Here is an 11712-nt window from a genome sequence, read left to right on the forward strand (position 1 = left end):
AGGAAGACAAACAGAACTCGAGACTCAAGGAATGACGTCTGCAATGCGAAAATGGCTTTTTGTGTTTTTTGTGCCTGCCATGCTTGCACTGCCTGTCTGTCTTTTTCATGCACCTGCTGTTCAGGCGCAAGCCATTACCAAAGGCGCAAGCGGCCTGCCCCTGCCCCGTTTCGCCAGCCTGAAGGCGCAAAGACTGAACCTGCGCGTAGGGCCGGGCACGAACTACGCCGTCTCCTGGCTTTACACCCGCCCCGGACTGCCGGTGGAAATCGTTCAGGAATACGACAACTGGCGGCGTATCCGCGATGTCGACGGCACGGAGGGTTGGGTTTATCATTCGCTGCTTTCCGGTCAGCGCACAGCGGTTGCAGCACCCTGGATGCGCGACAAAGGCGACGAGGTCTATGTCAATATGCGCGAGGAAGCGCAAACGAACGCCAAGATTGTCGCCCGTCTGCAGCCAGGCGTCATTGTGGACATCGACGAGTGCACCGGCGAGTGGTGCCACGCTTCGATCAACGCGGCATCAGGCTGGCTGTCGCAAAATGAAATCTGGGGCGCTTATCCCGGCGAGGCCTTCAAATAAGGCCGCTCTTTCTTGCCAGGTTAGCAAGTGATTCCATTGGCCGCGGGCCGATCTGCTGGATAATGGTTCCTGCCGCCAGGCTGCCTAAATCGCCGCAGGCTTGCAGGGATAGGCCCTGCGTATAGCCGTAGAGAAAGCCTGAAGCATAGAGATCGCCCGCACCTGTTGTGTCGACCACACGGTGCACCGGGATTGCGGAGATATTCACGCGCTCGGACCCGCGGATCACAACCGATCCATGCTCGCTATTTGTCACCGCGGCAATCTTGCATTCTGACGCGATCTTTTCGAGCGCAGCCTCAAAATCATCCATCTGGTAAAGCGCCAGCAGTTCGGCGCGGTTGGCAAAAACGATATCCACGGTGCCGGAACGCATCAGCTCCAAGAACTCACCACGGTAGCGATCGACGCAAAATGAATCGGAGAGCGTCATGGCGACTTCGCGCCCGTTCTCATGCGCAATCCGGGCACATTCGCGGATCGCATCCTTGGCGCGCGGCGGGTCCCAGAGATAGCCTTCGAAGTAGGTCACTTTCGATTGCGCGACAACCTCGTCCTCCACATCCTCCGGACCCAGCTCAACGCAGGCGCCAAGATAGGTGTTCATGGAACGCTCGCCATCGGGCGTGACGAATATCATTGAACGCGCCGTCGGCGGGAAACCTTCAAGCGGCTTTGTTTCGAAATGAACGCCCTGCGCGCGAATGTCATGGGCAAAGATATCGCCAAGCTGGTCTGCCGAAACCTTGCCGAAATAGGCCGCCTTGCCGCCAAAGCTTGCCACACCTGCCGCCGTGTTACCCGCACTTCCGCCTGACGCTTCCAAAGCCGGGCCCATGCGCGAATAAAGCATTTCCGCTCGTTCTGCGTCCACAAGGTTCATGGCACCTTTGTTGATGGCGTTGTCCGTCAGGAAATTCTCCTCACAGTTTGCAATAATGTCGACGATAGCGTTGCCAACTGTCAGAACGTCAAATTTGGTCATCTCGTAATCCGGCTGATATCAGATATCTTCCTGTTTAAGGATTTTCGCCGGATTTGAAAGGCCATTTGGCTCAGGAGAGAAAAAGATGCTGGAAAAGCCACGCGTTACTATTCTTTATTGCACGCAATGCAACTGGCTCTTGCGGGCTGCATGGATGGCGCAGGAACTTTTGTCCACATTTTCCTATGCGCTTGGCGAGGTGGCGCTGATACCGGGAACAGGCGGGAACTTCGAAATACGTGTCGATGACGAACTCATCTGGGAGCGCAAGCGCGACGGCGGGTTTCCTGGTCCCAAAGAGCTGAAGCAACGCGTGCGTGACGTCATCGAACCCGAGCGCGATCTCGGCCATCTGGATAGGCCCTAACACGATCGCGCTCGCTCAGACTATACGTTATCAGTTGTAAGGTGAGTGGCAGCGGCGATCGTGGCCGCTATACGTACGGAACGTGTCTGTGCGGGGGTTATAGGAGCGGTAGCGCTCCATGCACCAGTTTACATGTGCGTTCCACGCGCTGCTGGTGCCCGAACGATAGTGATGGCGCGGGCGATAATGTTCGCGGGGGCGATAGGTCGGACCTGCATAAACACCGCCGGGTCCGATCTGGATGCTGAAGCCGGAGCGTGGATGATCGCGAGGCTCCTCCCAGCAGTTGCGATGACGATCGCAGACCCAGCGCACATCCTGCACTTGAGACTGCGTTTGCACCTGCATATCGGCGCGCATGACCGCGCCGGCCGGAACCGCGGTTGAAACAACAGCAGCAAAGCCGATTGCCGCCGAGGCAAGTTTACGGGCAAAATCGAGCATGACCCTCTCCCTTAAAGGACGGAAACCTCCTCTTTGCCCTTTTCGGGCTCGGCTCCCATCTGCTAACGGCTTCAATCCTGAGCCTTAACTGCGGCGAGAATAAAGCCAGCCATTTTTGATATGGACATTCACGTGATGCTACGCTGTGAAAGCCTGCCACCATTAATGCCCGCTTTTGAAAATAGTTCCCGCAAGCTGACGTTTTTGTGAAAATGCCAGTTGACAGCGAAGGCCATGCCTCTTACATCGCTCCCCGTTGCCCAGATGGCGGAATTGGTAGACGCGCCAGCTTCAGGTGCTGGTACTCGCAAGGGTGTGGAGGTTCGAGTCCTCTTCTGGGCACCAAATCATCGCTCCGGATTTTCCGGAAGTCCCAAAAGCCCCGCGAAAGCGGGGTTTTTTGTTGAAATGGCAGATTTTGTCGCACGGGGGCGGTCAGCCTTTTGACTGTCGCGCCCGATCACTGCCAAAGTCCAGCGGTGAGGCCACGAAGCCTGAAAAATAGTCGCCGAGATCGAGCCGGCGGAAATGGGCTTCCACGTCTTCCGGTGCCATGAATTCGTCACGGAACCAGGGATATTTTTCAGGGCAAAAGCAGCTTGCCAGCCAATCAGCGAACTTTCGGTGCCTGGCAGATTTCAAGACTTCCGGGTGGCAGGCCATCCAGATGGGTGTCGAAAGCCGCAACTGCTTTATTGGCACCGGCAGGACCTGACCGCCGATCATCTTCGCGTAGCTCGGCATCATGCCGATACCAATTCCCTTGGAGATCGCCCAATAATGGGCTGAGGAAAAATTGGTCTTGATCGCGACCATCCGTTCAGCCGCGCCTGGGCCAAACAGTCCGTCAAGATCGTAATTGTTAAGCTGGTCCGTTTCCTGCTCTACCACGCGGTGGTTGGCGAGTTCCACAAAAGTGCTCGGCAGCCCGAAGCGCTCGGCATATTGCGCGCTGGCCCAGGGCACCAGATGCAGCGTGCCCAGCTTTCGCCGTATCAGATCCGGATTTTTGGGTTCCTCGAACTGAATGGAAATATCGGCTTCCAGCCGCAACACGTCGACCGATTTCAGCGCGCATTGAAGCTCGATGCGATTATTGCCCGACGTCGCCTCTATGAACTGGCTGATTTGCGGAATGAGCCAGAAGGTTCCCAATCCTTCCGTGATGGCAAGCCTGATCGGCCCCTTCATCGTATCCATGCTGGATGCGGCGATGCGCCAGAGATCGTTGACCGACTTCTGTACCTCGCGCGCGGAGGCGATGATACGTCTGCCTTCCGGTGTCAGCCGCAGACCGGTGGGCTCTCTGAAAAAGAGCGCGCAGCCGAACTGGTCCTCCAGTCGTTCAATCGTGCGCCTGATTGTGTTGATCGACATACCGATATTTTCGGCAGCACGGGAGAAGCTGCCGCCCTCGGCGACCGCGAGGAAAACCCGAACCAGATCCCAATCTGAGTTGCTCCAAGGGTTTTCCATTCAGGGAAACCTCCTGTTCAACATTTGCCAAAGCACAAGATGCGCACCTCTTTTAAGCTGACGTTAATATTGACAGATTGGAACCCCGATGAGCAACAAAAACTTTCTTTCGAACGGTAAAGTACGCTCCGCCGAGAAAATCCGCGAAGCCATGGCGCGTGTTAAGGCGACAAATCATATCACACGCGAAAATATTGAATATCTTCTGCCAAAGGCCGTTGAGGCGATTGGCCAACTTGCCCGGCCGGAAGCTGTTCTGGCAGTGGCAAACTACAATCCCGACTCCGTCTGGCTCTTTTCGCGCGACAACAGCGCCCAGCCGGAAGGCTTTCAAAGCTTTCTTCTGTTGAACGAACAGGGCAAGCGCAAGTTGCTGGACGGTTCTTTGAACCTCCTGAATCCACCGCTCGATTGCCTGGTTCAACAGTCTGAAACGCCGGCGCTCATCTATGTCTGGGCGTCTTATACACCGGGCATTTCGGCAGCCGGCATTCGTCTTATGCTGGATCATTTTACCTCTCCACGCTACGCCAAATGCGACCTTGTTTCCTGGTCGGCGACGGTGCGCGGCGAACGCGCCATGCTCAGAGACGGCTTCATCAAGGGGGTTGAGCTCGATGGCTTCTCGCGTCCAGACCTTTTCATCCTCGCGCGCTCCAAGAAGGCGCTCAATGCACTACGTCCGCGCTATGACCGGTATGATCGCGACCTTAATCCCACGGGCATAACCGTTGTCCACGACATATCCGAACTGATGAAGGTCGCCGCCATCCGCAGCGCCGTTTATATCGGCGAACAAAGCTGCCCGTATGACGAAGAGTTCGACGGCAACGACTTTGCCGCAACACACGTTCTGGCCTATGTCGACAACGAGCCGGTCGGTTGCATGCGAATCCGCTTCTTCGGTGATTTTGCAAAGCTGGAACGGCTTGCCGTCAGGAAAGAGTTCCGAACGTCCCGTACGGCATTTGAGCTCGTTCGCGCCTCGGTGGAATTGTGCCGGGCAAAGGGTTTCCGCCGCATTTACGGCCATGCCCGCACCGACCTGCTGGATTTTTGGAAAAGCTTCGGTTTCAACCTGAAAGAGGGGGCCGCCGAGTTCGATTTTTCCGGCTATACCTTTGTCGAGATGGCCGAAACCATATCGCCGAAAAACGATGCGGTCTCCCTGAACGACGATCCCTACCGTCTCATCAGACCGGAAGGACGTTGGCACTATCCAGGCATTCTGGAAACATCAGCACGCGAGGGGACGGCCAGAAATGCTGCCTTCGGCTGAGATGGAAGAAACCTCCCGCGAACTCATTGTCGCGCTCACGTCCTGCAGGCAGTCGGCTGAAAAAATCGGCTGCCGCTTCGCCGCCGACCTTATTGGCGCAGCGCTGCTGGAAGTGGCCCTGCAGTCGATCGGTGGAAAGGACACACTTTCAAACCCCGGGTCGCGCCTGGAGAAGCTGATCGAGTTGAAATTTCTCGCAGCGCTCTCCGGCAATGCCGGAAATGTATTTCCCATCAAACCACCAACTCGTTGAAACCGGGCAAAAAAATGCAGAAAAAAGATCGGGCATCCAAGGCAATGCAAATCAATCAAAAGCACCAGGACATCGAGCGCATGCGTGGTGAAGTGCTCTCGATGATCTCTGAATCCAGAGGGTCCGGGAATACATTTCTCGTCTATCTTCTCGCCCTCGTTCTCGGAGAGCTGAGAAATATCGAAAAGGGGCAACCGTCAAATATGTAGGTTCTGCTGGCTTTCGGCGGCGGCGAGGTCTTGAACGAGATTGAGAACCGAACGCCTGACTTCCGGATTTTCGATTTTGGCATAGTACAAATTCAATGCCAGTGCATCTTCATTGGACATGAGCTCAATCAGTTTAGCGCTTTCGTCGTCGATATTGCCGTCAAGTCCGGCAGGGGCCTGGCCGTCGGCAAAGAAAAAGGCGGGCGTTACTCCAAGGAGATCTGCTGCAGCAGCAAGCTTGCTGGCGCTGATGCGATTCTTGCCGTTTTCATATTTTTGCACCTGCTGAAACGAGACGCCCAGATGCTCTGCAAGTTTCGTCTGGCTGATATGCTTCAATTTTCGCGCAATTTTGATTCGCACGCCCACATGCATATCCGCCTGCTGTAGTATTTTTTCTTTTTGCAGCAACCCAAGTGCCTCCCAACGATTTGATCAAACGTCATATACATTATTATTATCTTATATTTGCATCAATATCACTCGCTGAATTTAGACAGCATTTGAATCATTTATAGCGACAGCTTCTCGGTGGTTGAAAAATACATTCCAAAGTTGCTCCACCCTCCTCAGCACGTTCACAGCTTCCGCAATTGGCTTGGCAGGGACAGCCATCAAAGGCACACGAGCCATGGGAACCCACTTGACCTTTTCGGGTTTTGTGGCAAGAATTAAATGAACATTCGTTAAATTAAGAGGCAAGTTTGGCGCGGCTGGCGGGTTCAAACGGAGAAAAGACGGCGGGGCTTATCCGCGCGGAAAGCCTGCGGTTAATTGCGCGTCACGGTTATGATGCGGTCTCCATGCGGCAGATTGCTGACGCCGTCGGCGTGCAGGCGAGTGCGCTTTATAAATATTTCCCCAACAAGCAGCAGCTTCTCGTTACGCTTCTCAAGGAGCATATGGACGAACTTTTTGCGGCTCTGGATGAAGAGGCCCTGGACGATCTCGAAGCGGAAGAGGCTCTTGAGGCTTTCGCACGATTTCACGTGCGCCATCACATCAACCGCGCTGACGCCGTGTTCATCTCATATATGGAGTTGAGAGCGCTGGAAACGGAGAACTTCAAAGCCGTGGAGGCGTTGCGGCGGGCTTACGAGGCGCGTCTGAAGGCAATCCTGTTGCGCGGTCAGTCTGCCGGTGTCTTTGCATTTGAAGAGGCCCATGTCGTCGCGATGGCCATATTGTCGATGCTGACAGGCGTGAACACCTGGTATCGCAGCGGGGGGCGGCTCTCGCAGGCACGAATTGAGGATATTTACGCGCAGATGGTGCTTCGAAGCGCTGGTGTCGAAAAAGATGAAAAAGGGATGCGAGCCGCTGAATGATCGCGGCATATCGCCTGGGAGGGCAAAATGTTCAATCACACGATGGGTTTCGGCTTAAGCGAAGATGTGGAGGCGATGCGCCAGACGGTTCATCGCTGGGCGCAGGAGCGGGTAAAGCCACTTGCAGCCGAGATCGACAAGACCAATGCGTTTCCCAATCACCTGTGGAAGGAAATGGGTGAACTCGGGCTTCTCGGTATCACGGTTTCGGAAGACTATGGCGGAACAGGTCTAGGCTACCTTGCGCACACGATTGCCGTTGAGGAAATTGCCCGCGCCTCTGCCTCGGTTTCGTTGTCCTACGGCGCGCATTCCAATCTTTGTGTGAACCAGATCAAGCGCAACGCGAACGACGCGCAAAAGCAAAAATACCTGCCTAGACTGATTTCCGGGGAGCATGTCGGCGCGCTCGCCATGTCTGAAGCGAGCGCAGGTTCCGACGTCGTTTCAATGAAGCTGCGGGCTGAAAAGCGCAATGATCACTACCGACTGAACGGTACGAAATACTGGATCACCAATGGCCCCGACGCCGATACATTGGTGGTCTATGCCAAGACCGATCCGGAGGCAGGCCCCAAGGGTATCACTGCCTTCATTGTCGAGAAGACGATGAAGGGGTTCTCTACGTCACAACACTTTGACAAGTTAGGTATGCGCGGCTCCAACACGGCCGAACTGATCTTCGAGGATGTCGAGGTGCCGTTTGAAAATGTGCTGGGTGAAGAAGGCAAGGGCGTCAATGTTCTTATGTCAGGACTTGATTACGAACGCGTCGTCCTCTCCGGCATTGGCTGTGGCATCATGGCGGCATGTCTGGACGAGATCATGCCATATCTTGTCGAACGCAAGCAGTTTGGTGAGTCGATTGGCGACTTCCAGCTGATGCAGGGCAAGATCGCCGATATTTACACCAAGATGAATTCCGCCCGCGCCTATGTCTATGCGGTCGCTGCGGCTTGCGACCGTGGCGAGGTGACGAGGCAGGATGCTGCCGCATGTGTGCTCTATGCCTCTGAAGAGGCCATGAATGTTGCCCATCAGGCCGTGCAGGCCATGGGTGGTGCGGGCTTCATGAACGACAGCGCGGTCAGCCGTATCTTCCGGGACGCAAAACTGATGGAGATCGGTGCTGGAACCTCGGAAATTCGCCGAATGCTGATTGGCCGCGAACTGATGAAGGCAATGCGCTGATGGCTGTGCTGAAAAGTTCACTTCCTGCCGATGCAGAGACCAATCGCCAGGCAATGCTGGCCAAGCGTGATGTGATCGAAAAAGAAGCGCTGCGTATTATGCAGGGCGGCAACGAAGCCTCGCGTGCCCGCCACGTCAAGCGCGGCAAGCTGCTGCCACGCGATCGCGTTGGCGGTCTGCTGGATGCCGGTTCGCCCTTTCTCGAAATCGGACTTTTTGCCGCCACCGGCGTCTATGAGGACGATATTCCCGCAGCAGGCGTCATTGCCGGTATCGGCAAGATTTCTGGTCGCGACTGCATGATTGTCTGCAATGATGCGACGGTGAAGGGTGGTACCTATTACCCTCTGACCGTCAAGAAGCACTTGCGGGCGCAAGAGATTGCCGAAGAAAACCGCCTGCCCTGCCTTTATCTTGTCGATAGTGGCGGTGCGAATCTTCCCAATCAGGACGAAGTGTTTCCGGACAAGGAGCATTTCGGGCGTATCTTTTTCAATCAGGCGCGCATGAGCGCGAAAGGTATCGCACAGATTGCGGTTGTGATGGGTTCCTGCACCGCAGGCGGAGCTTACGTTCCTGCCATGAGCGACCAAACCATTATCGTGAAAAATCAGGGGACCATCTTTCTTGCGGGCCCGCCCCTGGTCAAGGAAGCTACAGGAGAGGTCATTGACGCCGAAACGCTTGGCGGTGGTGACACGCACACCCGCCTCTCCGGCGTTGCCGACTACCTGGCTGATAATGACGATCATGCCCTGGCGCTTGCCCGGCAGATCGTGAAGCATCTGGGTCCGGCCCCTTCTCCGAACATTGCTTTGATAGAGGCGAAAGCACCGCTTTATCCGGCGCGCGACATTATGAGCATCGTGCCGGCAGACACGAAAACGCCCTATGATGTCCACGATGTCATTGCGCGTATTGTTGATGGGTCCGATTTCGACGAATTCAAACCGCGCTATGGGACCACACTGGTGACCGGCTTTGCCCATATCGACGGTATACCCATTGGTATCATCGCCAATAATGGCGTGCTGTTTTCCGAGAGCTCCCTCAAAGGCGCACATTTTATCGAACTGTGCTGCCAGCGAAAGATACCCCTGCTCTTCCTGCAGAACATCACCGGCTTCATGGTCGGCTCCAAGTATGAAGCAGGCGGCATTGCCAAGGACGGCGCAAAACTCGTCACCGCAGTCTCCACCGCCAATGTACCCAAGGTGACGGTGATTATCGGTGGTTCTTATGGCGCAGGCAATTATGGAATGTGCGGCCGCGCTTACAGTCCACGCTTTCTCTGGATGTGGCCCAATGCGCGGATTTCGGTCATGGGCGGTGCCCAGGCGGCCGGTGTCCTGGCGAGCGTCAAGCGGGCGGGCATCGAGGCAAAAGGCGGCAGCTGGAGCGCAGAAGAAGAAGCCGCGTTCAAACGCCCGACGCTGGACCTATTCGAACGGCAATCGGCTCCTCTTTATGCGTCCGCGCGGCTCTGGGACGATGGGATCATCGACCCGGAAAAGACCCGTGATGTGGTGGCGCTGTCTCTTCGAGCTGCCCTCAATGCCCCGGTGGAAGACACCCGGTTCGGCCTGTTCAGGATGTGAGGCACAAACATGTTTTCAAAAATCCTCATAGCCAATCGCGGCGAAATCGCCTGCCGTATCATCAAGACAGCCCGGCGGATGGGCATTAAGACAGTTGCAGTCTACGCTGAAGCCGATGCCCAGGCGCAACATGTGAAGCTTGCAGACGAGGCCGTTTTCATCGGACCTTCGCCTGCTTCAGAAAGTTATCTTGTTGGCCAGAAGATCATTGATGCGGCAAAGGCAACGGGTGCAGAGGCCATTCATCCGGGCTACGGTTTTCTTTCGGAAAACCCTGATTTTGTCGAAGCGGTGGAGAAGGCCGGCCTCACCTTTATCGGCCCAAAAGCGCATTCCATTCGCTCCATGGGCCTGAAAGACGCAGCCAAGCGTTTGATGGAAGAGGCGGGCGTTCCAGTCGTCCCCGGCTATCACGGCGACAATCAGGATGCGGCTTTTCTGGCCGGACAGGCGGATGAAATCGGTTATCCCGTGCTCATAAAGGCGTCGGCTGGCGGCGGCGGCAAGGGCATGCGCCGGGTCGACAAGGCAGCAGACTTTATCTCTTCCCTTGACAGCTGCCGCCGGGAAGCCAAATCCGCCTTTGGCGACGACAGGGTCCTTATCGAAAAATACGTGCTTTCGCCCCGCCATATCGAAGTTCAGGTGTTTGGCGATAGCCACGGCAACATCGTGCATCTCTTTGAGCGTGACTGCTCCTTGCAGCGCCGCCACCAGAAGGTCATTGAAGAGGCCCCGGCGCCCGGCATGAGCGAGCCTGTTCGCAGTGCCATGACGCGCGCTGCGATCAAGGCCGCCGAGGCCGTCAACTATCAGGGCGCGGGCACAATCGAGTTTATCGTCGATGGCTCGGGGCCTCTGCGGGCAGACGGTTTCTGGTTCATGGAAATGAACACCCGGTTGCAGGTCGAGCATCCAGTCACGGAAGCCATCACCGGCTTCGATCTTGTGGAGTGGCAGTTGCGCGTTGCCGCAGGTGAAGCCCTGCCGGTAAAGCAGGGCTCTATCGCCATTCACGGCCATGCTGCGGAAGCGCGCCTTTATGCTGAAGACCCGGCAGCTGGATTTCTGCCGCAAGCGGGTCATATAGATTCCCTGGAATTTGGACTAGGCGATGGCGTTCGCATTGATGGCGGCGTGGTGTCGGGCGATCAGGTTTCGCCCTTTTACGATCCCATGATTGCCAAGGTGATTGCCCATGGCCCAGGCAGGCAGGATGCACTTGGCCGGTTACAGGAGGCACTGGATAACACACTCGTTTCCGGTCTTACGACCAATCGCGATTTTCTCCGCGCGCTTGTGGGCAACGACACCTTCCGCGCCGGGCGCATGGATACCGGCCTCATCGACCGCAACCTTGAGCGTTTGATTGAAAAGCCGGAGCCGAGCGAGATCGCTATCGCAATCGCCGCGGTCATTGCGAGCCGCATTGAGCCGTCGTCTGCGCATCTCGGCTTCCGTCTATGGGGTGCTGCTGATCATCGGATCAAGCTGCTTTTCAACGGCGAAATGATTGAACGAGGCCTGCGGTTGCAGGATGGGGTAATCAGCCTGCATGGAGGCAATCAATCCCTGCAATTGGCCGACATCCTCATGGGTGAGAGTTTTGAGGCGAAAGCGCACCTTGGCAATCGCTCGGTGCGTGTCAGGGCCAAAATCTGCGCAACGGAAAAGGCAGGCTTTCTGGACGTCAGCATTCTTCTTGACGGCCAGACCTTCGTCTTCACCAGGCCGGATCCGGTGGCCGGAGACGCCGCTTTGCACAGTTCTTCCAACGATGTTCTCGCCCCCATGACCGGTGTCGTTCGCATGGTGTTAGTCAGCGCTGGTGACGTGGTCAGCGCCGGCGAGCGGCTAGCCGTCATGGAGGCGATGAAAATGGAACACACGCTGACGGCACCGCGCGATGGCGAAGTGCAGGACGTTCTTTGTGCCGAAGGCGATCCGGTTGAAGGTGGCGCAGTGTTAATCCGCCTGAAAGAGGAGGAATAGCGAG

Annotated in this window: 12 protein-coding genes and 1 tRNA gene; 9 read left to right on the plus strand and 4 right to left on the minus strand. The window is 56.1% G+C overall.

All coding sequences use genetic code 11. The features are described 5' to 3' along the window. Positions 1–79: 79 nt before the first annotated feature. The gene (locus NHF56_RS14570) at positions 80–586 is read left to right on the plus strand and encodes an SH3 domain-containing protein (RefSeq protein WP_252805953.1); all 507 of its coding nucleotides are present in this window, start codon (positions 80–82) and stop codon (positions 584–586) included. On the opposite strand, the gene NHF56_RS14575 is transcribed toward NHF56_RS14570, so the two are convergent. Further along, positions 579–1571, minus strand: coding sequence for an adenosine kinase (locus tag NHF56_RS14575; RefSeq protein WP_252805749.1), 993 nt, complete (start codon positions 1569–1571; stop codon positions 579–581). The two genes, NHF56_RS14570 and NHF56_RS14575, sit on opposite strands and share 8 nt — an antisense overlap. An 85-nt stretch (positions 1572–1656) precedes the next feature. Between NHF56_RS14575 and NHF56_RS14580 the strand changes: the two genes are divergently transcribed. Further along, complete coding sequence (locus tag NHF56_RS14580; RefSeq protein WP_252805750.1) at positions 1657–1938, plus strand: SelT/SelW/SelH family protein; 282 nt, start codon at positions 1657–1659, stop codon at positions 1936–1938. Between the two features lie 30 nt (positions 1939–1968). Here NHF56_RS14580 and NHF56_RS14585 read toward each other — a convergent pair whose 3' ends face one another. Next, complete coding sequence (locus tag NHF56_RS14585; protein ID WP_252805752.1) at positions 1969–2382, minus strand: BA14K family protein; 414 nt, start codon at positions 2380–2382, stop codon at positions 1969–1971. Between the two features lie 258 nt (positions 2383–2640). Between NHF56_RS14585 and NHF56_RS14590 the strand changes: the two genes are divergently transcribed. Next, positions 2641–2727 (plus strand) — tRNA-Leu (locus NHF56_RS14590). 90 nt (positions 2728–2817) lie between these two features. On the opposite strand, the gene NHF56_RS14595 is transcribed toward NHF56_RS14590, so the two are convergent. After that, positions 2818–3858 (minus strand): LysR family transcriptional regulator, encoded by a 1041-nt coding sequence (locus tag NHF56_RS14595; RefSeq protein WP_252805754.1) that lies wholly within the window; start codon positions 3856–3858, stop codon positions 2818–2820. Between the two features lie 88 nt (positions 3859–3946). On the opposite strand from NHF56_RS14595, the gene NHF56_RS14600 reads away from it, so the two are divergent. Together NHF56_RS14600 and NHF56_RS14605 are read left to right on the plus strand one after the other, a co-directional pair. After that, entirely contained in the window at positions 3947–5137 is a 1191-nt protein-coding gene (locus tag NHF56_RS14600) for a GNAT family N-acetyltransferase (RefSeq protein ID WP_252805756.1), read from the plus strand. Further along, complete coding sequence (locus NHF56_RS14605; RefSeq protein ID WP_252805758.1) at positions 5121–5390, plus strand: hypothetical protein; 270 nt, start codon at positions 5121–5123, stop codon at positions 5388–5390. The genes NHF56_RS14600 and NHF56_RS14605 overlap by 17 nt, the downstream gene beginning before the upstream one ends. 197 nt (positions 5391–5587) lie before the next feature. Here the strand turns inward: NHF56_RS14605 and NHF56_RS14610 are convergent, their stop codons facing one another. Then, a complete protein-coding gene (locus NHF56_RS14610) occupies positions 5588–6010 on the minus strand; it encodes a helix-turn-helix domain-containing protein (protein ID WP_252805760.1) in 423 nt (140 codons plus the stop codon). Positions 6011–6303: 293 nt separating this feature from the next. Between NHF56_RS14610 and NHF56_RS14615 the strand changes: the two genes are divergently transcribed. From NHF56_RS14615 to NHF56_RS14630, 4 genes are read left to right on the plus strand one after another with little or no spacing between them, the layout of a single operon-like run. Continuing rightward, complete coding sequence (locus NHF56_RS14615; RefSeq protein WP_252805762.1) at positions 6304–6927, plus strand: TetR/AcrR family transcriptional regulator; 624 nt, start codon at positions 6304–6306, stop codon at positions 6925–6927. 27 nt (positions 6928–6954) lie between these two features. After that, positions 6955–8118 carry an isovaleryl-CoA dehydrogenase gene (locus tag NHF56_RS14620; protein ID WP_256995417.1) on the plus strand — a complete coding sequence of 388 codons (1164 nt, stop codon included), beginning with the start codon at positions 6955–6957 and terminating at the stop codon, positions 8116–8118. Next, the gene (locus NHF56_RS14625) at positions 8118–9716 is read left to right on the plus strand and encodes a carboxyl transferase domain-containing protein (RefSeq protein WP_252805764.1); all 1599 of its coding nucleotides are present in this window, start codon (positions 8118–8120) and stop codon (positions 9714–9716) included. The genes NHF56_RS14620 and NHF56_RS14625 overlap by 1 nt, the downstream gene beginning before the upstream one ends. 9 nt (positions 9717–9725) lie before the next feature. After that, positions 9726–11708, plus strand: coding sequence for an acetyl/propionyl/methylcrotonyl-CoA carboxylase subunit alpha (locus NHF56_RS14630; protein WP_252805766.1), 1983 nt, complete (start codon positions 9726–9728; stop codon positions 11706–11708). Positions 11709–11712 lie beyond the last annotated feature (4 nt).

Origin of the sequence: Rhizobium sp. L1K21 (assembly GCF_024055895.1) — a bacterium.
Taxonomy (GTDB): domain Bacteria; phylum Pseudomonadota; class Alphaproteobacteria; order Rhizobiales; family Rhizobiaceae; genus Ensifer_A.